Origin of the sequence: Aeribacillus sp. FSL M8-0235, assembly GCF_038000355.1 — a bacterium.
Lineage (GTDB): Bacteria > Bacillota > Bacilli > Bacillales > Aeribacillaceae > Aeribacillus > Aeribacillus composti.
This window is the reverse complement of record NZ_JBBOBW010000001.1, coordinates 730,662-754,335: the sequence shown is the minus strand read 5'-3', so window position 1 is coordinate 754,335 and position 23,674 is coordinate 730,662. Positions and strand designations below refer to the sequence as shown.

Here is a 23,674-nt window from a genome sequence, read left to right as displayed (position 1 = left end):
AAAAATATATTGATTCTAACGTTACGTCAGGTTTTAAGATAAAACTAAGAAGGAGAGAAGCTATCCAGCAATCCTGATTCAAAATGGCCCGAACGTAAAGGAGAGATTCATTGTGGATAATTTTGAAAAAAATCAAACTTCCTGGCAAAATTTTAAAAAGCTGATAAAAATGGCTAACCCTCCTTTCTGGATTTTTGTTGCGGCAATCGCATTAAGTCTTTTGGAAGCAGCTACAGGATTAGTCGTTCCGATCTTTACACGGGATTTGATTGATCGTTTTTCAACTTCAAGTATTGAAACTCATTTAATCTTTTTATTGATTGCAGTTTTTATTCTTCAGTCAGCCACATCAGGCTTCTCCTATTATCTTATGTCTTATATTGGCGAATATATTGTGGCAAAAATCCGTTCAAAGCTTTGGAACCATGTGCTGTATTTGCCGATACCTTATTTTGACCGCCATGAATCTGGAGAATTGATGAGCCGCATAACACAGGACACTTATACAGTAAAGTCGCTCGTGACCGAGCATTTAGCTAATTTCGTTTCAGGAATTGTTACGGTCTTAGGGGCTGTCGCTATTTTAATTATCATTGATTGGAAAATGACGCTCATTCTGTTTATTTTTGTACCGCTTGCTATCGTATTGGTTCTTCCACTTGGACAGAAAATCTATAAAATTTCCATGCAAACCCAAGACGAAATGGCCACTTTCAGCGGCAATCTAGGCCGCGTGCTGAGCGATATCCGGTTGGTAAAATCAAACATTGCCGAACCTGTCGAAAAACAAAACGGAAATCAAAAAATTCAGCAGTTGTTCCGATTCGGCTTGAAGGAAGCAAAAATCCAAGCGATTATTTCACCTTTAATGACAACGATTATTATGGCGGTGTTAGTCGTCATTATCGGCTATGGAGGAATTCGTGTTGCCAGAGGGGAATTATCCGCAGGTTCGCTCGTTGCCATCATAATATATATGGTGCAAATTATTGTACCTTTTAGCCAAATGGCAGGATTTTTTACAGCTTTCCAAAAGGCAATGGGTGCGACAGAACGAATTCAGCAGCTTTTGAATACAGAAACAGAACATAATAATGGAAATACAAGAATTGATGTTCATAAACCAATCGTGTTTCAAAACATTTCGTTTGCTTATGAAAAAGGAAAAACGATTTTGCAAAACGTTCATTTTGAAGTGAAGCCCGGCCAAACCGTCGCGATCGTCGGACCAAGCGGTGCTGGTAAAACAACTATTTTTTCCCTTATTGAACGGTTCTATCAGCCAACAAACGGGGCAATAAAATTAGGGAATACCGACATTCGCGAATTTCCGCTTTTTGAGTGGCGCCAACAGATCGGTTACGTTTCTCAAGAAAGCCCGATTATGTCTGGCACGATTCGTGAAAATATTTGCTACGGGCTAAATCGTACAGTCAGCGAAGAAGAAGTGAGAAAAGCCGCGCAATTGGCTAATGTAGATGAATTCATCGAACAAATGCAAGACGGCTATGAAACGGAAGTCGGCGAAAGAGGGATCAAGCTATCCGGTGGGCAGCGTCAGCGCATTGCCATCGCGAGGGCACTGTTGAGAAATCCAAAAATTCTTCTGCTGGATGAAGCTACATCCAATTTAGACAGCAACTCCGAGCAAAAAGTGCAAAACGCTCTCCTTCATCTTATGAAAAATCGTACAACATTTGTCATCGCCCATCGACTTTCAACTATTATTAATGCAGATTTAATCATCGTCCTCGAAAATGGTAAAATTACCGGTCAGGGAACACATAATGAGCTGTTGCAGTCCCATCCGTTGTATCAAAAGCTTGTCAGCCGACAAATGCAAAATTTTGCTCCCGCCAACGATTAAGGCGGGAGCCGCATATAATTTACAAATGGAAGCTGACCGCTTAAGCCCGTTTCCGCTCCATAATGTTGATCCCTAACCCCATGAACACAACAGCCATCAAGAATAGGATGCTCATCGGATAGAGCAAATCGCTGAATGAGTAGCCGTAAACTACCGCCCCTTTTAACAGGTCCATTCCATACGTAACGGGGACAAATTTTGAAAGCAAGAGAAGTGCATCCGAAGAAACAATTTCCAGCGGCCAATAAGCTCCTCCGAGCATCGCCATGCTGACAGAAACAAGCGGAAGCACCGCATGAAACTGCTGCTCATTATTGACAATTCCTACTATAAAAATTGATATTGCGACAATTGCCAGTACATAAGGGATGAGCAATACGAGCACAAACCAAAATTTATCGCTGAAATCTACATCAAACACAAAGTGAAAGACTGCAAAAATAAGCGCCACCTGAATATAGCCGGTTGCAAAACTGTAAATTAAATTTCCGGTATACATCTCCCATTTTTTGACCGGCGACAAAATCATTCGATCCCAAATGCCGTTTCGCTTTTCCATTAATATATTGAAAACGTTGTACGCAATCGTATAAATGACAAAAAATAAGACACTGCCGAAAATCGATTGCATTTTGCTGTTGATGATAACAGTTTCATCCGCACGGAAATGTTTTGTCTCTACGGTAAACACCGGATCGTTTTTCGCTTCCGTAAGCGATTTTGCCACTTGCTTTGCGCTTGATTCTCCTTGTTTTTCCTTCACCTGATCGATGATCGACTTGGATTGTAATGCTTTTGCGTAAACTTTTTGAACCGTTTGCTGAACCAAATAGCTATTGGGGGTATTGGAAGCAACGATTATGCGGAAATCGTCCTTTTTAAGCTCCACACCTGCTTCCGCCTTACCTTCGCCAACCAGCTTTTCAACTTCCTCTTTTTTCATCCTTTTAAACGAAAATAGATTATACTGCTCAAGAGAGCGAATGATTTCCTTCACTTCACTTTCAGGCAGTGCGCTGTATACTGGAACAACTATAGTCTGTTTGTTTACGGAACTGATGAGCATAGCAAAAACGACAGAAAGGATCGACACCATTAAAAATAGCCAAGGCTTCCGGATAAAAAGACGCAGCTTTGCTGTCAAAACTCCGATCACGCCATTTCACCCCTTTTTGGGAAAACTAGCAAGCTCAATACGAACATAACAAAACCGAAAAGACATAAGTATATGACAGGCCAAATAAATTGCGACAGATCATAGCCTTGCAAAATTTTTAAATAAGCTGTCATGCCGGCTCCATTTGGCGTCATATCCCCCAATTTGTGCATAAATTCCGACATTTGCGAAACCGGGAAATAGCTGCCGCCAAGAAAAGCCAAAATAGAAACGACTCCGCTTGAGAAGAAAATGGAAACATTATCTGAATTTATTCGATAGCTCAATGATGTTAAAAAGGTTCCTATTCCTCCGACTGCCACACAAAGAGCAAGCGTAACAATGATAAACGAGACGAGATCCGGCCACTTGACACTGTAAAAAACGGCTGCTAAAGCATATAACAAGGAGAGCTGAAAAAAGGCAATGATCAAGGAAGTTATGAAAATAGCAGCCATGTATAAATTTTTCGGTACATTGGCAAGCAACAAACGATGGAATGCGTTCGACTGTTTTTCTTGCAAAGCATGAGACGAAATATACGAGGCCAGATACAACACAAACATAACGCTTATGCCGACTGTATAATAAGTAAAAGAATTAATAGGCTCCCGTTTTGTCACGGTTTCCATTTCTCCCTTTACTTTTACGACAGGCAGTTCAAGTGATTCGTTTAAGCCAGCCTGATCCAGTTTAGAAATCAAAGAATATTGCTCTTGAAATTCAGTGATGAGTTCTTGAACAAATTGGGCTGTAATTTCTTTGCCTTCGTTGACATATATACTAAGCTTCGGCTTCGTTTTCTCACCAAATATTAAATGGTTTAACAACGTGTATGAAAAATACTCCGGCACTTCAACAATGACTGTATATTTGTCATTTTCACGGATTTCCTCCAATTCAGAAGGCTGAAACTCTGCCATTTGTATATACGGTTCCAGCTCTTTTGAGCCTAAAATTTCTTGTTTTAAAATGGAAATAGGCATCATTTTTTCCACTTGTTTTAATAGAAATTCCTTTTCCTCATCCGGCATTTGCACGTTTTTTACGTCGTTGGCGAATTTTTCGAAGTCCTCTTGTTCATTGCCATGTTCGACAATCGCTACTTTCGCTTGAATATCCATTTTTTTGCTGTCCATTACACTTGTGAGCGCAAAACCTAAAATAGATATAAGAGTGAACGGCATTACTAATAGAAGAAGCAATTCCTGCTTATTGCGGATCATTATTAAAAATTGTTTCTTAATAAATTGTCCAATCATGATCATCACCCTTTTAATTTCGTAATGCTCTTCCAGTTAAATGAAGAAACACATCTTCCAAAGTAGGTGTTTTAATCTCGATAGATGTCAACATTGTGTTTGTTTCCTCAGCAATTTTGAACAATATGGAAAAAGCATTCGCTTCCTTTGGCGTTAATACGGTAATTACCCGATCTTGCACAGTCACGCGATTGACAACCGGATGATCACGCAGCGCTTGAATAAATGAATCGTTCACGCGCTCGACAGTAATTTGGATTGTGTTTTCTGCCGATAAAATATTTTTTATCTCCTCTTTAGTACCGGCCGCTAAAATATTACCTTTATCCATAATGTAAATGCGATTGCATAAAAATTCGACTTCCTCCATATAATGGCTCGTGTACAATACGGTCATTTTTTTCTCCTTATTTAACCTTTTGACCGTTTCCAAAATATAATTTCTTGATTGCGGATCAATGCCGACTGTCGGTTCATCCATAATGATCAATTCAGGTTCGTGCAGCAAGGCAGCCCCGATGTTCAATCTTCTCTTCATTCCGCCTGAAAAATTTTTGACAAGATCATGCTGGCGATCCGTTAAACCGATCATTTCCAAAACTTCCTCTACCTTCTGTTTTAATTGCGAACCTGACAGCCGATAAATTTTGCCGAAAAACAGCAAATTTTCCCGCGCTGATAAATCGGGATATAATGCAATTTCTTGCGGTACAACCCCTAAAATTTTTCTGAGCTTTTCCGGCCTTTTGATGACACTTTCGTTATTCAAACGAACATCACCGCTTGTCGGCGGAATCAGAGTAGAAATAATTGAAATGGTGGTCGATTTGCCGGCGCCGTTTGGCCCCAAAAGCCCGATGATTTCCCCTCTTTCCAAAAATAAATTCACACCGTTTACAGCATGCGTTTGTTTAAACCTTTTCGTTATTTCAACAGCTTCCAGCATTTTTTATCCTCCCTCTCAACGTTCTATTTTGTATATTACAGCGTCCGCACTTTCTCACATACTATCTGCAGTCACTCTTTTCACTGAAAAACTATGACTTAGGTCATACATTTACAAAGTCTCTAGGAATAGCGCTGAAAATCAGCAAACATTCCGAGTCGAAGCAAACATTTTTCAATTATGAACGCTTCATTAACATAGAGCTTTAAAATTTCACGGCATTATTTCAATACAAAAAAAGACCGGCCTAAATAGCCGATCCTAATCAAACAGCTAGCAAATATCATGTTTAATGGCATAAATAGCGAGCTGTGTTCTATCCCGCAGCCCAAGCTTATTTAAAATTTGCGTCATATGGTTTTTGACAGTTCCGACGGACAAATGAAGGTCAGACGCAATTTCTTTGTTCGTTTTTCCTTCGCCGACAAGCTTCACAATCGCCAGCTCACGCGGTGTTAAAGGCACGTTCACCATCTCTTTTTTTGGCTTTTCCAGCAGCTTCGGTACCATTTTTGCCGCTACATCTTCATGAATGGACATTCCGCCTTTCATGCAGCTATGTATCGCATCAATCAGCTTTGCCGGTTCAGATGTCTTCAGCAAAAAACCGCTTGCCCCATCCTTCAACGTCTGTACGGCATATTCCTCATCATTAAACGTTGTTAAAATAAGAATTTTCGCATCAGGCCACCGCTCTTTTATTTTTTTAGTCGCTTCTACTCCGTTCATAACTGGCATGCGAATATCCATTAAAATCAGGTCTACAATTGTCTTTTCCATTATTTCGATTGCTTTTAACCCATGCTCAGCTTCCGCGACTACTTTTAATTGCTCGTCCTGTTCGATCATCATTTTCAAGCCCTGGCGGACAATGGCTTGATCTTCAACAAGTAAAATACGGATGGTCATCATTCATACTCCTTTATTGGCAAAGTCCCATGAACAACAAACTCATCATTTGTTTGAAATATGTTCAAGCTTCCTCCAGCTTCTTTCACACGCTCTTTCATATTCGTTAAACCGAAGCCTTTTTGAAACGGTTTGGCATCCGATATCCGGTTTTTTATCGTAAATTCCAAGTCACCGATCGCATTTTTTCCTAGTATGATATACACTTCCCTTGATTGCGCATGCCGCATCGCATTCGTTAGCGCCTCTTGGATGACTCGGTACAAAACGACATTTTGCTGATTAGTAAGACGGGCCGATAAAACCCCTTGCTTCGTCGTAAAATGCACCATAATATGACTTTCCGATTCCAGCTTGCGAATGAGCTGAAGCACTGACGAAATCCCTTCACTTTCATCCATTTTTAGCGCCCTAACTGCATGTCTCGTTTCCTCTAAACTTTCGCGAACTAAAGATTTTAATTCTTCATATTCCTTCCTTTTCTCTTTGATCGAAAGCATCTCAAGCTGCATCAGCAATGCCGTTAATTTATGCCCGACAGAATCATGAATATCACGGGCAATTCTCGTTCGTTCTTCCAATCTGGCCGACCGCTCGTTTTCATAGCTGATACGCTTTAATCCTCTATATTCTCCTAATAGTTGTTCATACAACTCCCTTTGTTCCTTCCTTTCAAAGATATATTCATTTAAAACAACAGAAATGAAAGTAAATATAGCAAACACCGTCAGCCATTCAAAAGGATTAGGAAGGAATATGGCGATCAAAATCGAAACAGAAACATGAATGACGGCAAACAGACGAAAGGGCTGTTTTCTCAGCTGAAAAATTGCTTCGACATAAAGATATAAAATTAATAAAAGAGAGGCATGATTGCCTGCAGCAGACTGAAGCCATCCCGCTGACAAAATGAAGAGATCCACGATGATGTACAACAGAAGAGGATTTTTGACAACAGGCAGAAAATAATAGCAGCCAATTGTACAAGCACTTAAAAATACCAATAAGGTGAGATGTGCTGAATGATCCAAAAAAGCTGAAAATAAAAAGTACGTCCATAAAACAGCAAAAACGAACACTCTGAATAAAAAAGCCTTCACTGACATCCCACCCTTTGTAACCTACTATCAACCTACTGAAACTATAAAAGAATGTCAACGGCTTTTCAAAAGAAATGTCGGACATTTCTCAAATCATGTACCAATTAATTAAAATACTGAACTCCTCCTTTTTCTCTCCAAAATAATTACCCTGTGATTTTAGAATTCAACATTTCTAAATAACAACCTCTATAATTAAAGACACCGGTTTAATCTAACCGATGTCTTTAACTAAATCCTATAACTAACAATAACAATTCCTATATCTAATTAGTTAATGTAAAAACCGCATAAAAATCAATATTCCAGCGGTTTTTATAAATAAAATTTTTTCTTACTAGTATTCCATAGTATGTAAAAATATCCTCATACTCTCGAAATTACACATCGTAGATATAATAATAAAATCCAGGAAAACAAAAAGGAAACTCCTTCAAAAAAGGAATTCCCTTGAAAATTTACTTGCTGCCATACAACAGCACTTGCGCTATGCCGACAAAATATTCTGATTCACGAATAATATGGTCCAAAACAACTTTGGCGGTCGGATTTTTTCGAACAGCAGCGCTTTCCGTTTTAATTTGCCGGCATAATTTAATAAAATCGAGACTTTGCTTTAAGCAAAATGACACCAAATTCAATACTCGTTGATAAAGCTTTGCTGGAATATAGTAAGGGGAGCGTATGACAGACTCAATATAGCGCACAACCTTTTGATGCGTCTTCGACAATTCTTCTTCCCAATTTAACAAAGCATCTACATAGTTTTGCTCTAAATTTGCCACAAGCTCTCGGATCACAACAGTATGCTCTTCCTCTTGATGCTTCCAAAACTCCGCTTCATCCAATATGCGAAGCGGCATTTGCTGACCGTAATAAAATTGCATCATCCATCCTCCCATGATCGTCGTTCATTTCAATTGTATGGAAGGAATGGATAAGGTATGATAGCTCATTTTGTTTGAGGATCTTTTTATTTTCAACACACTAGCTTCTATTATCTATGACACCGTAAAAAAAGCGCCTTGCCTAGGTGTTCTTTTGTTTTAAAAAATTTGAGATGTGATGACATGTGAAGAGTTTAGTGAATATGATTGGATTTACGCGAGAAAATCGGCTTATGTTTGTTTTAGCTGATATTTTTTTAACTTCCGATAAAGAGTGGACCTGGCAATATTCATTTTTTTGGCGACAGCTGATAAATTCCAGCCTGTTTCCTCTAAAAGCCTGACAAGCACTTTTTGCTCTTCGATTTCAATTAAAGATAAATCTTTAAGCTGGTTATTGATGGAGAGGCTCATTCTGTTTTCAATAAAGTATGCCGGTAAGTCTTCTATCCTAATAACAGGAGAATCACTAAATATGACGGCATACTCAATGACATTTTGCATTTCTCTTATGTTGCCGGGCCACGAATATTCTAAAAAGTAATTTAAAGTTTCTTGCGCAATGGAAAGGGATTCTCTCGCATACTTTTTTGCAAATTTTTTTAAGAAATAATCAGCAATCAGAGGAATATCTTCCCTTCGCTCACGAAGAGGAGGAATATTAACCGTAACAACGTTAAGTCTAAAAAATAAGTCTTCGCGAAAAAGCCCTTGTTTACACAAGGCATATAAGTTCTTATTCGTTGCAGCAATAATTCTCACATTGATTGGAATCGTTTGAGATGAACCCAGCCTCATAATCTCCTTTTCTTGCAGCACCCTAAGCAAATGGACTTGCAGATCTAGCGGCATCTCGCCGATTTCATCTAAAAACAAGGTTCCTTCGTTTGCTTCCTCAAATTTTCCTTTCTTCCCTTCTTTCGAACCTCCGGTAAAAGTTCCACTTTCGTAACCGAACAGTTCACTTCCAATCAATTCTTTCGGAATTGCGCCACAGTTTATTGCTAAAAAAGGTTTGTCTCTTCTCTGACTGGATTGATGTATTGATTTTGCAATTTTTTCCTTTCCTGTACCGCTTTCTCCCAACAGAAGAATCGGAACATTTGAAGGAGCAGCTTTATAACATTTGTTTAGTGCTGTTAACAATGCATCCGATGTCCCAATAATATCGTTCCATGGTTCATCCTTGAGAATGTATCGCGCAGTGGTACGGAATACCTTTTTGTTATCCTTCAACACGACCATATATCCAGCAACTTCCCCTTTAAAATGAATCGGCTCGATTGCTAAAACCTTGAAATCTCGAACCATCAAATCGCTGGAAATATCGTTTTTCGCAGAGAATTTGGACATCCTTTTCATCTCATTTATTAAAGGATGAAAATCAGGATTTACCGCCAAATCTCCTGCATGTTTCAGGTTAAATAATTCCATTAGCTTTTCACTGCTCTTCACAACATAAAAGGCATGGTTCAGTACTAGAATATGATCGTTTTTCCATTTATTTGCGCATTGAAAAAAATAATCTATTAAATAGTTATTCACTTTCATATAGACGTATGCAAGCTGTTTTTCAATCACTTGTGCAGTGGATACAGCTAAACCAAGTGTATGAGGCTGAGCATCTTCCCAAAATCCTGTAAAATCGATGACACCGATGACCTCTTTTGTGAAGGGATGAATGATAGGAGCTGAAGAACATGTCCATGGATGACATCCTTGACAAAAGTGTTCTGCAGAAAAAATTTGAATGGGATTTTGGGTGACGATACACGTTCCAATCGCATTTGTACCTGCTGCATTTTCGCTCCAGTCCATGCCAACTGTGAAATTCATTTTTTCCGCTTCCCGCAAAACATACGGTTCACCTTTTAAATAAATTATGCAACCGTTTTCATCCGTCAGCGTGATAAGATACCGAGTACCTTTCAACTTATAAAATAAATTATCAATAATCGGTTTCGCAATTTGATATAGCTCAGATCCTTTTAACAGATGATTTAATTCGTATTCTGTTAAAGCTGCCTTCGTTTGCAATTGCATCGGGTCAACTCCAGTTTCCTGACAGCGGCTCCAAGAATCTAAAACATTTTTTCGTATTTTGCCCGATATTTTATCTTCCCACGATCTTTCCACAAACATTTCCCATAAAGTTTCCAAATCTCTTTTTTTATCTGGCAAGTTGTGCGTAGAGAAAATAGATATATATGGATTGCCCATGTACTCCCCCCTCCTCTTGGACATATTATCAAAATTTTTCGAAAATAGATTATAAAAATACTTTATTCGGGGCTTTAAAAGCAAAAAACTTACCACCCCCGTAGTTCTTAAGGAATTACACACCAGTGATGATAAGCAAGGAAGTGACAAGTGTTACCACAATTATTAACGTATTTACTCGAAGATATCAAGTGTCTAGATTCGCATTTTTAATCTTTTGAATCAAATTCATGCGTTCACCATCGCTTTATCAAAACGATGTCAAATGTTTAACGCATTTGCTCAAGTGTGCATGCGACAGATTAATTTTGAGCAATACGTTTTGAACTGCTTGTCGTAAAAAATTCTGTTTCTTTATGGTATTCTCTCTAAAAATGAAATAATGTGTCAACTTTCTATAGTTTTTTAAAACTGCTTTAAATAAAAGTGGATAACCTTTGTGATGAAAACACTAGGTTATCCACTTGCTGTTCGATTGTGTCAGACTTTAGTCAGAAACGAACTCCTGGTTGATGGTTTATTTCACTTGAGGTATCGGACGCTTCAGCCATTCATTGTAAAATGCATCAATATCTGGTTCAAAATCTTTTAAGATTGGATACCAAGGTGTTACAGCTTCTACCTCCAGTTGACTTGCACAATTTGGGCAATAGTATTCACGTATAACCTGCCACTCCGGATCTGGAGCAAGCAGCTTCGGATACAGCTCCACCATTTTTTCCTCTGTATCACGAACGTGTATAAGCGCATGAAGTTTCCAGTTGTCACTTGCCTCACAAAATTCATGTCCGCAATCACACTTTACGACTCGTTTGCCATCTGGCTTCAAAACGATATAAAGGTGAAGTCCAGCCGGCAATAGAATTGGATCATCCCATGGAACTCTTTCCTGCAAAATGCTGATATATTTATCAAATCGGTCAGTATCCTTAAAATTTGAAAGCATTTCTTTTAATTTGTAAAAATCAATTGTTCCGTCGATCAGCTCTTCAATCGTCTTACGATCATATTGTGCCATGTTCTCACCCCGTTTTTTTCTGATGATTTATTTTTGCTCCGAAGGTTGGTACACCTAACTCATCTTCTGATAAATGCCATTCTGTCGGCAGATTCCAGAACTGTTTAAACTCATTCGCAAATTTTTCACTTAAGGCAAAGCTGCCGGCATACATATGACGAACCTGTACAGCCGCTTCTTTGTTTAGAATTTTTTGTCTCTCCTGCTCCATCCATTCTTTTACAGGAACCCCGCGCTTTAGACGCTCTTTTCTCATTTTTTTGCGGCGTTTTTCTGTCGCTTTTTCATCAACGATATACTTGCCTTTTTCATTTTTGCTGACAACTGCTCCGTAAACGCTTTCTGCATAACGCGGCAGCAGCAGTCCTTCATTTAAATCATCCTCAATCATTTTCGGCTTGCGCTCAAGCGGATCCCCAAAACCAGGTCCCCCACGAAGGTAATTTAAATACAGATCGTAATTTTCAAAAATTGTTTCTGTTGTAATGGATTGCTTATCACGGATAATTTCCTTTGCTTCCATTAAAGTATCGTATTCTGGATTATCCGGATCACTGTCTCCCCCTGTAGGAATAGGCAGTCTTTTTTCGATCCGTTCTTTCAAATTCGTTCCATGTGCTTCAAAACGGTATCCTGATGCTGCTGGATAGCCTCCCATTAAACCGCAGTCACTTGACATATAGCCATTTCCCATAAAGAACATCGTCCAGTCTTTTGCACCATATACCATCCGCAAAGTCTCGTAGCCGCTGCCTCCCCGGTATTTTCCATACCCTGCTGTATTTGGTTTTATGCTTCGTCCCAAATAAAGAAGCGGTTCTGCGAGCTCCCAAATTTCCATATCTCCCATATCACCTTCAGGGTTCCAGATGGCTGCCGCATGGTTAATACCGTCTCTTACCGCACTTGCTCCGACCCCTTCGGCTGCTGATTCGAAGCTGTTAACGGCATGATTTTCGTTAAATTGGTTATATCCTCCTCCTTGCAGCCAGTTAGAAGTGTTGGCATTTCCGGCGTTAACTTCTTCTAAATACCCGCGTGCAAAGTAGTTGCGGCTAAGTGCACGCCATAATGGACTCCATGCAGATACAAGGAAGTGCCATGCATAGCTGTGAGCGGTCCGAATATCGTCCGGATTTAGCCATGAACCGTAAGGCAAGTCGAACTGGCTCGCATAATAAGCGCCATCATTAACCCGATCGTTCGGGATGAGCGTTTGCGACATCATGACCCATATTCCGCTCGTAATCGAAACAGGTGTAGCATTGTAGCTGTGCCATCCCCATCTGTTAACGCCTTCAAAGTCGATTTGGAACTTGCCATCTTTGTGAACAGTCAGTTCTGTTGGGGCATGCATAATCGTGTTTACACGAGCGTAAGGAGGAACATCTAGGTTTTTATACGGTACGTCCACAAATGAAACTTGGCGGTATTTACCCGGAATCAGCAACGTTTTTACTTGATTGACAAAACCGCGCCGTCCATCCTCAATTACCTCGCGAATAAATTGTTTATAAGTGTCGACACCTTCCTCCTTAACAATATCAAGGACAAGGTCTCTGATCATATGGCAGCCGGCAACGCGAGTCCGTTCATCAAGAAGCCAGTACTTTGTTGTTCGGACAGAACGCTGGCTTTCAATAAGCCAATCTTTTAAGAGCGTATCATTTTTACCGATTTTACGGCAGGCCACTTGATAACCGTCATCGTAACGGCTAACTGGTCCAACGGTCATACTTCCTGGTGCAGTCGCCCCAACATCAATTACGTGGGTAACTCCGCCAACCCAGCCTATCAGCTCGCCCTCGTAAAAGATTGGAACAATTGTATGAACGTCACATGGGTGCACATTTCCGATCTGGCAATCATTGTTACAGAAAATATCTCCGTCTTCAATTCCCGGATTCTCTTCATAATCGTTTTTAATCATGTATTTAATCGCTGCGCCCATCGTCCCGACGTGAATGATAATTCCAGTAGAAGTTACAATCGAATCTCCTTCAGGAGTGTATAAAGTAAAGCATAATTCCCCTTCTTGCTCAACAATCGGGGAGGCCGCCACTCTTTTGGCCGTTTCCCTTGCATGCACAACTCCTCCCCGTAATTTTGAAAAGATCTTTTCATAGCGGATTGGATATGACTCTTTTAATGGCAATGTTTTTAAACCTGCGTAATGTCCTGTCTCTCGGCTGATTTCATCAATTTCTTTGCGCATTTGCTTGAGTGTTTTTCCGTGCCAACCAATATTTTTCTGGCTTTGTATTGTTTTTTCAGTAATCGTCATGAAAAAATACCCTCCTTTTTCCTTAAAGTTCTTTTAAGTGGAAAATGCGATGCTCATCAAGATATGTTTCAAAACCAGGCGGAATCACAAACGTTGTGGCTGGTGATTCTAAAATTGAAAATGCACCGATTTTGTTCCCTGGCTTCAATTTTTCCATTTCCCAAATGTTTGCTTTGATCCACTCGCCCTTCCAATACACATCACGCTGGCCAAGAAACGCTTCTGACGGCGGAGTTTCTCCAGATAAAGGCTCCTCAGGAATTTTCGGCTTTGCCACTTCAACAATACCGCGTACGATTGCTCCTGTGATGCTGTAACCGAGTTCAGGCGATTTGGCCGCTTTTGCGTAAATTCTCGCATACGTTTCTTCGAATGCTTTGACAAGCTCTTCCCAGTCGTTAATATCCTTAAACTTTTGAATCGGCGATTCAATTTCAAGGTCGTTTAACTGACCTTGGTACTGCATGCGGAAATAAAGACGGAAACTCACATCTTGTCGTTTAAAGTTATTTTTCTCAAATTCAGCTGCCACTTTTTCGATTAGTTCATCCCAAGCATCCTGCAATTCTTTACCTGCCTTCAGCTTACTGCTGTCTTCATCTCCGTTGTTTACATTGATATCAAGTGTTTTATCATAGCGGTATTCAAAGTCTGCCGCACCGCAGCCAAAAGCAGAAAATCCAGCTGCCCACGCCGGTACTAGAACATCTTCAAAGCCAAGACCTTTTGTGTAGCCGGCAGTATGAAGCGGACCACCGCCTCCATAAGAGAAGCATACATATTGAGATGGCGAATACCCTTTTCCAAGGATCATAGATTCAAGGTAATTGCGCAGTTGCGACTCAAGCAGATCGATAACACCGTATGCTGCGTCTTCAACAGATAATCCGAGCGGATCGGCGACCTGCTTCTTCAATGCTTCATAGGCTCTTTCCGGATATAGCTTAACCTCGCCGCCAAGGAAATTATCCGGGTTGATTAGTCCAAGAACAACGTGGCAGTCGGTTACTGTTACCGTTTCTATACCGCCTTCCGGATAACAAACGCCGACTCTCGAACCTGCGCTGTCCGGTCCAAGTGTTAATGATTTGAAGTTCGGATCCACTCGCACAAAGCTGCCTGCCCCAGCTCCAACAGTATCCATGGAAACAAGCGGTAATGATAGTACAAGCCTTGCCATATCTGGGCTTGTATTAATACTCAAATCCCCTTGAGTAATAAGAGCCATATCAAAACTTGTTCCGCCGATATCCGAGCATGCAATATTGCGAATACCGAGTTGTTCACCAAGATATTTCGCGCCAACTACTCCCCCAATCGGACCTGAAACGAGCGTTCTTGCCAGTTCATTTGCACGCGTACTTATCGTTCCACCGTGGCTGGCCATGACCCGAAGATCAAATTTTGCCCCGTGATTTCTTAACATGTTATCAATTTTCGACAATGTCTCCCGAGACGGGTCTGCTGCATATGCTTCAATAATGGTTGTATTTGTGCGGTGAGACTCTTTTCTAACAGGGTAATAATCAACCGATGCAAACACAGGCACTTCTTTTCCGACTTTCTTCATGACTTCCTTTGCAATATCCCTAATTTTTCGTTCATGCTGCGGATATTTGTAAGAATGAAGCAAACTGATCACAATTGCTTCGACATCCTGTTCCAGAAGGTCCAATACTGCTGGTTCCACTTCATGTTCATAAAGCGGAATGACAACGTTTCCAAATAAATTGACTCTTTCTGTTACGCCTCTTGTCAATTCTCTCGGTACAAGTGGAGGATCGTAACGATGAGTATTCAAGTGTAAACGGTCTGAATAAGAATATCCTAGGTAAGCCTGGATCGCCCGGCCCATTCGATGGAAATCCTCCATCCCTTTATTAACGATCAGACCGACGCGGCGTCCTTTCCTTGACACGAGACGATTCAGCATCGCTGTTCCGGAGTAGACACCCGCAAGCAATTTAGGAAATTCTTCTTCTACTGTTGTGTTCCAGTAAGTTAGTGCATCCCTTGCAGAGTTGAGAAGACCAATTGATTCATCTTCAGGTGTGGATTGTGCTTTTCCGACGACAAATTCACCATTGTCGTCAATAATGAAGGTATCTGTCATCGTTCCCCCTGCATCGATAGCAAGTATTTGTGCATTGCGAGTTGTTACTGCTTCCATCCATTTCTCTCCTTTCTTTTTTCAAAAATTGATTTTGTTTTCGCTTTTTACTTTGCAACATTCGTGCCAATATTAAAAATTATCAAAAAATTAAGAAGAGAAAAGGCTTTCGAAAATTAGAGAATGGTGAAAGAGAATGATGAATTGTAGTGAATCGCTACACTGTTTCGCTACAATTTTTTCGTACAACAATACAGCTAAAAAAGAATTTGTTGCAATTTGCCCATAGAATTTTGTTGATTGCTGCATACTATTCGACAGACAGCTTAAGCTCGATCAAGAGATTTTTTGTAAAAAAATAGACCATCTTTTAGTCTAGTAAACATAAAAATAACGACAAGGAATTTTCCAAGGACAACAAAGACGACTTGAATGACAAAGCCACTATTGTACCGTCCTAATTTTATGATGGAAAATTTGATGAACAATAACTGCAGTTTCATTTTGTTTCTAAGTAAAAAACAAGTTTGAATGTTCTCAAATTTTTACCGGAAACAGTTGATACTTTGATGAAAGTCCCCATTATCGAAACGATAAATACGTTTGAAAAATCATAATGGATTTTCTTTAAGCATTTCCAGCAATTTTTTTAAAGCAAATGAGTGATATCTGCCTTTTCTCGTAATGATGCCGAGTCTCCAAAGAAGAGGCGGATCTTTAAGCGGAACAATCGTGATGTTGGGGCTGTTCTGTTTATGAAAAATCATTTTCGGCATTAAAGTAATACCTAGTTTTGATGAAACAAGCTCAAGAATTAAATCCCATTGCGAGCTTTCATATGAAACAATTGGAGTAAAGCCTGCATTTTTACATGTGTTGATGATGTAATCGTGGAGTTTGAAGTTTTTCGAAAACAATATAAACGGTTCATCTTTTAATTCATGTACTGAAACTGTTTGTTTTTGTGCAATTGGGTGGTCGCGATGAATAAACAAGACAAATTCTTCTGTAATAAACGGATGAATATGAAAAACGGATTCGTCTACAGGCAGTACAACTATGCCAATGTCAATCTCTCCTTCTTCCACTAATTGTTCGATGACCTTTGCCCCAAGCTCTATAAGTTCAAGTTTCACATTCGGATAGTTTTGATGAAACATTCTAGCAATTGAAGGAAAAAACAAAGTTCCAATGAGCGGCGGAACCCCCATCTTAATCTCTCCAGTCGCAAGATTAGAAAGTTCATCTAATAACATTTTCATTTCTTCCAACGTTTCAATCAATTTTTTTCCTTGCTGATATACAATTTGACCTGCATCTGTCAAACGGAGATGACGAGTTGACCTTTCGATCAGTTCAACACGCAGCTCAGCTTCAAGCTTTTTAACGGCTTTGCTCAATGAAGGCTGTGATAAGTAGGAATATTCAGCAGCCTTTGTAAAGCTGTTATGATTGGCAACATCAATGAAAGATTGAATATCACGAAATTCCACCATACTCCCCCCTTATTTATTCACTATTGGAATAAATTGTATTCTTTTTATCTATTTTACTTATAGATAATGGGAATGTAAACTCTTACATAAGACAAAGAAAGGAGGAGATGTTCATGAACAAAATCATGAATTCATTTTCGAAAGCGGTTTCAGACATTCAAGACGGTGCATCCATTGTTGTAGGCGGATTTGGGTTGTGCGGAATTCCAGAAAAGACTATTCAAGCTTTACGTGACAAGGGGACAAAGAATTTGACTATTTACAGCAACAATTGTGGTGTCGATGATTGGGGACTTGGTCTTCTACTCAAAAATAAACAAATCAAAAAAATGGTCGCTTCCTACGTCGGGGAAAATAAAATTTTTGAACAGCAATTTTTAAGCGGCGATTTAGAAGTAGAACTTATACCACAAGGTACTCTTGCAGAACGAATGAGAGCAGGCGGAGCAGGAATTCCGGCTTTTTATACCGCAACAGGTGTCGGAACGCCGATCGCAAAAGGAAAAGAAGAAAGAGAGTTCAACGGAAAAACATATTTGCTAGAGGAAGCCATCGTTGCAGATTTTGCTTTTGTAAAAGCGTGGAAGGCTGATACTTATGGGAATCTTGTGTATCGGAAAACAGCGCGAAATTTTAATCCGCTTGCCGCAATGGCAGGTAAAATCACCATAGCGGAAGTGGAACAAATTGTTGAACCTGGTGAACTTGATCCGGACGAAATTCACACACCATGTATTTATGTTCAACGCTTACTGGTAGGAACGAATTATAAAAAACGCATTGAGCGGAGAACAGTGGTTACTAAATAAAAGAAGGAGTGATCAGGATGTCTAACAATCGATTAAAGATTGTTAAGCGTGCGGTAAAGGAAATTGAAAACGGAATGATTGTCAATCTTGGCATCGGAATGCCAACACTTATTGCCAATGAGATTCCGTCCAATTTCAACATCTTATTACATTCAGAAAATGGGCTGCTTGGCATTGGACCTTATCCGGTTGAAGGGGAGGAAGATCCCGATTTGATTAACGCTGGTAAAGAAACGATTACTACAGTGCTCGGCGCTTCATTTTTTGACAGTGCCGAATCATTTGCAATGGTTCGTGGAGGACATATTGATCTTGCTATTTTAGGAGGTATGGAAGTTTCAGAGAACGGCGATTTAGCCAATTGGATGATTCCAGGAAAAATGGTCAAAGGTATGGGCGGAGCAATGGATCTTGTAAACGGTGCGAAACGCGTCATCGTCATTATGGAACATTTGAACAAGAGCGGGGAATCGAAAGTGAAGAAAGAATGTACACTTCCACTTACTGGAAAAGGCGTCGTCCATCGATTGATTACCGATTTAGCCGTGTTTGACTTTACAGATCAAGGGATGGTGCTGATTGAAACAATGGATGGTGTTTCAGTTGATGAAGTGATAGCAAAAACAGAGGCAAAATTCACAGTTTCTCCTGAACTTTCGGAGGTGAATTAAATGGTAAAGACAGTTATTTTAGAAGGAGCGCGTACCCCGATTGGAAAATTTAACGGATCGCTTGCTCAATTAACAGCATCACAGCTTGGCGGTATTTCGATGAAAGAGGCTTTAATGCGAGCAGAAGTAAAGCCTGAAGATGTGAATGAAGTCATTTTCGGAAATGTTCTTCAGGCTGGACAGGGACAGATCCCGTCGCGCCAGGCAGCACGTGAAGCAGGTATTCCTTGGAGCATTAAAACAGAAACAGTGAATAAAGTTTGTGCATCCGGTCTTCGCAGTGTAACAATGGCTGATCAAATCATTCGGGCAGGCGACGAAGAAATCATTTTGGCAGGCGGCATGGAGTCAATGTCAAACGCTCCATATGCATTGAAGAACGCAAGATGGGGGTTAAGAATGGGTAATGCACAGATGGTTGATTTAATGATTCATGATGGCCTGTCATGCAGTTTTACTGGTGTTCATATGGGGACGTACGGAAACAAAATTGCGAAAGAGTATGAAATATCGCGTGAAGAACAGGACAATTGGGCTGTGAGAAGCCATAAAAGAGCAATTGCAGCAATCGAAGAAGGCAAGATGGCAGAAGAGATTGCAGCGGTTGAAATTCCACAGCGTAAAGGCAGCCCGCTTGTCATTTATAAAGATGAATCACCGCGAAAAGACACAACGAAAGAGATTCTGGCAACATTACCTCCTGTATTTGACAAAGATGGAACGATTACAGCCGGCAACGCACCTGGAATTAATGATGGAGCTGCAGCGCTTGTACTGATGAGCGATGAACGGGCAAAAAGAGAAGGTAAAAACGTTCTTGCAACCATCATTGGCCATGCAGAAGTTGCGGTTGAAGCAGAAAATTTTCCAATAACACCGGGCCTTGTCATTCTTGAGCTATTGAAAAAGACGGGGAAATCTGTCGATGATATCGACTTGTTCGAAATTAATGAAGCATTCGCAGTCGTTGCACTCGCTAGTATAAAAATTGCGGGAATCGATCCGGAAAAAGTGAATGTAAATGGCGGTGCTGTTGCCCTTGGTCACCCAATCGGCGCAAGCGGCGCGCGTATTCTTTTGACACTAGCGTACGAATTACGCCGTCGCGGAGGAGGGATTGGAATCGCAGCGATCTGTTCTGGAAGCGGTCAGGGAGATGCCGTGATGATTGAAGTAAAATAAAATGGATATAATTTGAAACCTATAAACAAAAAGAGTGAATTTGACCAAACTAATTATTATATTGATTTAATAGAAACATAATCGCCATTTTGCATCAAGCTTTGATTCTATTAAAACATTTAGCATCAGTAGTTTTGTGCGCCAGTGCAAAAAAAAAGAAGCCTCCATAAAATCAGGCCCCATTGAAAGCAAAAAATCATAAACATCGATATATCAACGTTTCAAAACATTAAAGGGGGCATCAATAAGCCGTAAAAGCGACTTATTAGACACCCCCGTATTTTGTATTAATTTTTTATTTTTTTCATCACATTGTTCGTTCCGCGGCCGAAATAGTTTACCAATTTTTTATACTCTTCATAATACAAATTATATTTTTCTACGTGATCCTGTTTCGGATAAAAAACTTTGTCTTTTAATTTGGCCATATTTGCTGCTGCTTCTTCGATCGTATCGTATCCACCTAGTTTTGATCCTGCAGCAACAGCTCCGAACATTGCAGCTCCGATGGCTGATGTGATTTTGTTAGATGCGATCTTGATTGGTCTTGCCGTTACATCTGCATATATTTGCATGAGCATTTCATTTTGATGAGGCAGTCCGCCGCATGCAACCAATTCATTAATTTCGATTCCTGCATTCTCAAAGCTTTCAATGATCAAGCGTGTCCCGAATGCTGTTGATTCAATTAATGCACGGTAAATTTCTTCAGGTTTTGTATTCAGCGTAAGACCGACTAATAAACCTGACAAATTGGCATCAACTAACGGAGTTCTATTTCCATTATGCCAATCCAATGCCAGCAATCCTTTTGATCCTGGAGGCAATGTGCTGGCTTTTTGTTCCAAATATTGATGAATAGATAGATTTTTGGCCTCCGCTTCTCTTTCGACATAACCCGGCACAAGCTCTTTGACAAACCATGCAAAAATGTCGCCAACAGCAGCCTGGCCTGCCTCATATCCGTAGTAGCCAGGGATTATTCCATCTTCGACGACTCCGCTGATTCCTTCGACAAACTCTTCTTTTGTGCTTAACAGCATATGACAGGTGGAGGTTCCCATAACCATAACCATGCTTCCAGGTGCGGTAACTCCTGCACCTGGAACAGCAGCATGAGCATCTATAATTCCAATGGCAACCGGTGTTTTTGGTTTTAGTCCAATTTTTGCTGCAAACTCTTCCGTCAGCTCGCCAGCCTTGCTGCCGATCGGAACCACTTCACCCGACAGTTTTGTTTCATAAATATTTTCCATCAATGGATGAAGTCTTTTTAAAAATTCTTTTCTTACATAGCCTTCCTGTTTATGCCACATTCCTTTATAGCCGGCAGAACAGCTATTTCGTTTCACTTCACCGACCATCAGCGACGTCAGCCAATCAGCTGCTTCAAGGAACAATGCCGCTTCATGATAGAGCTCCTCACGATCATGTATAATTTCTAATATTTTCGGCAGCATCCATTCTGACGAAATTTTTCCACCATAACGCTTTAACCATTCTTCATTCGACTCGCTTGCTAATTGATTAATTGTATCTGCTTCTGGCTGCGCTGCATGATGTTTCCATAATTTTACCCATGCATGCGGCTCATCTTTCCATTTTTCCTGAAAACATAATGGTGTTAATTGTTCATCGACAGGCAGAATTGTACAGGATGTAAAATCAATTCCTATGCCGACGATATCATCTTTGCTCACCCCGGAATCCTCTAACACTCTCGGGATGGACGTTTCCAGCACATCTAAATAATCTTGCGGGTGCTGAAGAGCTGTACTGTTTTTCAGCTTCTTCTGCTTATGAGGAAGAGTTTCCGTTATGACTCCATGTTTATATTGTGTGGAATGAGTACCAGCAACCTCACCAGTTGCAACATCTACTAAGACAACTCTTCCAGATTCAGTCCCAAAATCTACTCCGATTGCGTATTTTTTCATAAGCATCCCGTTCCTTTGTTACTTGTTATTTATAGATCGGCCCAAAGTTTTTACATGCTCTGTAATCAGCGCCTTCAAGATCTTTTGTTCCAAACATGCTCCAAGCATCTGGTCTGAATATTTTTTCCTCAGGTACATTGTGCATATTTACCGGAATGCGAAGAATGGATGCCAGCGTGATTAAATCGGCTCCAATATGACCATAGCTGATGGAACAATGGTTGGCTCCCCAGTTATTCATAACCGAGTAAACATCTTTAAATGCACCTTCTCCGGTTAGATTCGGAACAAACCAAGTGGTAGGCCAAGTTGGATCGGTCCGTTTGTCAAGCACGTCATGAACTTCTTCCGGCAAATCAACCGTATATCCTTCTGCAATTTGCAGAACAGGACCCAGCCCTTTAACAATATTTAAGCGCGAAATCGTTACAGGCATGCCGCCTTTTGTTAAAAAGTCAGTTGAATATCCGCCGCCTCTGAAGTATTCAGTTGAAGCAGGTCTAAATTGTGTTGCTTCCAAGCATTTTTTAATATCTTCATCTGTCAATTCGTAGTATGGTTTAATAACTGGTTTGCCGTCTTTTGTTTGTTCTCCTGTTCCATCCAATGCAGCCGCTCCAGAATTAATTAAATGGATGATTCCGTTTGCCGCTCTCCCTTCAAGAGTATAGCCAGTTACCCGCTTGACAGCCTCCGGACTCCAATAAGTTCTCACGTCGGCAAAAATTTGCGCCGTATTAGTTAAAAGGTAGCCGAACAACATGGAAATGCCGTTCAAGTTATCATTTTCCGTTGCAAAAATATATGGCGCTCTTTTTCCGTTCCAGTCAAAAGATGAATTTAAAATCGTTTCCATAAAATCTCCATTTGGGAAATAGTCGGTCCATTGACGCTGTCCTTGGAAACCAGCAACAATGGCGTTTCTTCCTAGAGCTTCTTCTCCATATCCCATTTCTTCTAATTTTTTATTGCCAACCATTAAGTCGCGTGCGATAAGAGCCATTTTTACGCTGATTTCCCAATCTTTTTCCTTCTGCTCTTCTGTTCTTTTAAAGCCGTCGCGATTGTTGTCCGGACCAACTTTACAGTTTTCCTTCACCCATTTTAAGGCTCTTTCATATTCCTCTTTATCGTAAATTTCCAGTTCAATTCTGCGCACGAATTCGCTCATATCAACATATTCATTTCTCATTCCAAGATAGTTTTGGAAAAAGTCTTCTTGCACAACACTTCCTGCAATTCCCATTGATACAGATCCAATGGAGAGATAAGATTTACCCTTCATCATAGCAACAGCCAGTCCTGCTTTTGCAAAACGAATGAGCTTCTCTTTTACATCTTCAGGTATATTCGTATCTCCTGCATCTTGAACATCCTTACCGTAAATTCCAAAGGCAGGAAGTCCTTTTTGGTTATAACCTGCTAGAACAGCAGCTAAATAGACAGCGCCAGGTCTTTCTGTTCCATTGAATCCCCAAACTGCTTTCGGAATGTGAGGATCCATATCCATTGTTTCAGTTCCATAGCACCAGCATGGAGTAACAGTAATCGAAACGCCAACGCCTTCTCTTGCAAACTTTTCAGCTGCTTCTGCCGCTTCTTTTACTCCTCCAATACATGTATCTGCAATCACACATTCCACTGGCTGTCCATTATAATAAAAAACATTTTCCTCCAGTAATTTAGCTACAGCTTTTGCCATGTTCATTGTTGTTTCTTCTAATGATTCACGAACTCCTTTTCTTCTGCCGTCGATCGTCGGGCGTATTCCTATCTTTGGTAGATTTCCTACATATCGTGGATCTTTTGCCATCTTTCAT

At 40.3% G+C, this 23,674-nt stretch carries 17 protein-coding genes; 4 read left to right on the top strand and 13 right to left on the bottom strand.

The features are described 5' to 3' along the window. Nucleotides 1–169: 169 nt before the first annotated feature. A complete protein-coding gene (locus tag NSQ71_RS03685) occupies nucleotides 170–1,867 on the top strand; it encodes an ABC transporter ATP-binding protein (protein WP_340734401.1) in 1,698 nt (565 codons plus the stop codon). Nucleotides 1,868–1,907: 40 nt separating this feature from the next. Here the strand turns inward: NSQ71_RS03685 and NSQ71_RS03680 are convergent, their stop codons facing one another. The 11 genes from NSQ71_RS03680 to NSQ71_RS03630 all read right to left on the bottom strand — a co-directional run bounded on the left by NSQ71_RS03680 (nucleotide 1,908) and on the right by NSQ71_RS03630 (nucleotide 17,252). Next, the gene (locus NSQ71_RS03680; RefSeq protein WP_066246774.1) at nucleotides 1,908–3,023 is read right to left on the bottom strand and encodes an ABC transporter permease; all 1,116 of its coding nucleotides are present in this window, start codon (nucleotides 3,021–3,023) and stop codon (nucleotides 1,908–1,910) included. Then, the gene (locus tag NSQ71_RS03675) at nucleotides 3,020–4,285 is read right to left on the bottom strand and encodes an ABC transporter permease (protein ID WP_340732928.1); all 1,266 of its coding nucleotides are present in this window, start codon (nucleotides 4,283–4,285) and stop codon (nucleotides 3,020–3,022) included. The genes NSQ71_RS03680 and NSQ71_RS03675 overlap by 4 nt, the downstream gene beginning before the upstream one ends. 13 nt (nucleotides 4,286–4,298) lie before the next feature. Continuing rightward, nucleotides 4,299–5,231, bottom strand: coding sequence for an ABC transporter ATP-binding protein (locus NSQ71_RS03670; RefSeq protein WP_063389232.1), 933 nt, complete (start codon nucleotides 5,229–5,231; stop codon nucleotides 4,299–4,301). 273 nt (nucleotides 5,232–5,504) lie between these two features. Next, entirely contained in the window at nucleotides 5,505–6,140 is a 636-nt protein-coding gene (locus NSQ71_RS03665) for a response regulator (protein WP_094245164.1), read from the bottom strand. Beyond that, on the bottom strand, nucleotides 6,140–7,240 hold the full coding sequence (locus NSQ71_RS03660) for a sensor histidine kinase (protein WP_340732927.1): 1,101 nt from the start codon (nucleotides 7,238–7,240) through the stop codon (nucleotides 6,140–6,142). The genes NSQ71_RS03665 and NSQ71_RS03660 overlap by 1 nt, the downstream gene beginning before the upstream one ends. Before the next feature lie 458 nt (nucleotides 7,241–7,698). Next, the gene (locus NSQ71_RS03655; RefSeq protein WP_339195668.1) at nucleotides 7,699–8,127 is read right to left on the bottom strand and encodes a DUF2935 domain-containing protein; all 429 of its coding nucleotides are present in this window, start codon (nucleotides 8,125–8,127) and stop codon (nucleotides 7,699–7,701) included. 231 nt (nucleotides 8,128–8,358) lie between these two features. Further along, nucleotides 8,359–10,347, bottom strand: coding sequence for a sigma-54-dependent Fis family transcriptional regulator (locus tag NSQ71_RS03650; protein ID WP_327873234.1), 1,989 nt, complete (start codon nucleotides 10,345–10,347; stop codon nucleotides 8,359–8,361). A gap of 517 nt (nucleotides 10,348–10,864) precedes the next feature. Beyond that, nucleotides 10,865–11,365: an acetone carboxylase subunit gamma gene (locus NSQ71_RS03645; RefSeq protein WP_144598056.1), complete on the bottom strand. Its 501-nt coding sequence runs from the start codon at nucleotides 11,363–11,365 to the stop codon at nucleotides 10,865–10,867. A gap of 4 nt (nucleotides 11,366–11,369) precedes the next feature. Further along, nucleotides 11,370–13,649 (bottom strand): hydantoinase B/oxoprolinase family protein, encoded by a 2,280-nt coding sequence (locus NSQ71_RS03640; protein WP_066246781.1) that lies wholly within the window; start codon nucleotides 13,647–13,649, stop codon nucleotides 11,370–11,372. Nucleotides 13,650–13,671: 22 nt separating this feature from the next. After that, a complete protein-coding gene (locus tag NSQ71_RS03635) occupies nucleotides 13,672–15,819 on the bottom strand; it encodes a hydantoinase/oxoprolinase family protein (RefSeq protein WP_340732923.1) in 2,148 nt (715 codons plus the stop codon). A gap of 551 nt (nucleotides 15,820–16,370) precedes the next feature. Continuing rightward, a complete protein-coding gene (locus NSQ71_RS03630) occupies nucleotides 16,371–17,252 on the bottom strand; it encodes a LysR family transcriptional regulator (RefSeq protein WP_144598057.1) in 882 nt (293 codons plus the stop codon). Nucleotides 17,253–17,368: 116 nt separating this feature from the next. On the opposite strand from NSQ71_RS03630, the gene NSQ71_RS03625 reads away from it, so the two are divergent. Genes NSQ71_RS03625 through NSQ71_RS03615 form a run of 3 tightly spaced genes read left to right on the top strand, consistent with a single transcriptional unit; the run spans nucleotide 17,369 to nucleotide 19,917 of the window. Further along, a complete protein-coding gene (locus NSQ71_RS03625) occupies nucleotides 17,369–18,064 on the top strand; it encodes a CoA transferase subunit A (RefSeq protein WP_445684683.1) in 696 nt (231 codons plus the stop codon). 17 nt (nucleotides 18,065–18,081) lie between these two features. Next, nucleotides 18,082–18,735 carry a CoA transferase subunit B gene (locus NSQ71_RS03620; protein WP_063389241.1) on the top strand — a complete coding sequence of 218 codons (654 nt, stop codon included), beginning with the start codon at nucleotides 18,082–18,084 and terminating at the stop codon, nucleotides 18,733–18,735. Further along, nucleotides 18,736–19,917, top strand: coding sequence for an acetyl-CoA C-acetyltransferase (locus NSQ71_RS03615; protein WP_063389242.1), 1,182 nt, complete (start codon nucleotides 18,736–18,738; stop codon nucleotides 19,915–19,917). 287 nt (nucleotides 19,918–20,204) lie between these two features. Here the strand turns inward: NSQ71_RS03615 and NSQ71_RS03610 are convergent, their stop codons facing one another. Beyond that, entirely contained in the window at nucleotides 20,205–21,854 is a 1,650-nt protein-coding gene (locus NSQ71_RS03610) for a ribulokinase (RefSeq protein WP_130156712.1), read from the bottom strand. 25 nt (nucleotides 21,855–21,879) lie between these two features. Next, on the bottom strand, nucleotides 21,880–23,667 hold the full coding sequence (locus NSQ71_RS03605) for an L-fucose isomerase (protein ID WP_063389244.1): 1,788 nt from the start codon (nucleotides 23,665–23,667) through the stop codon (nucleotides 21,880–21,882). Between the last annotated feature and the right edge of the window lie 7 nt (nucleotides 23,668–23,674).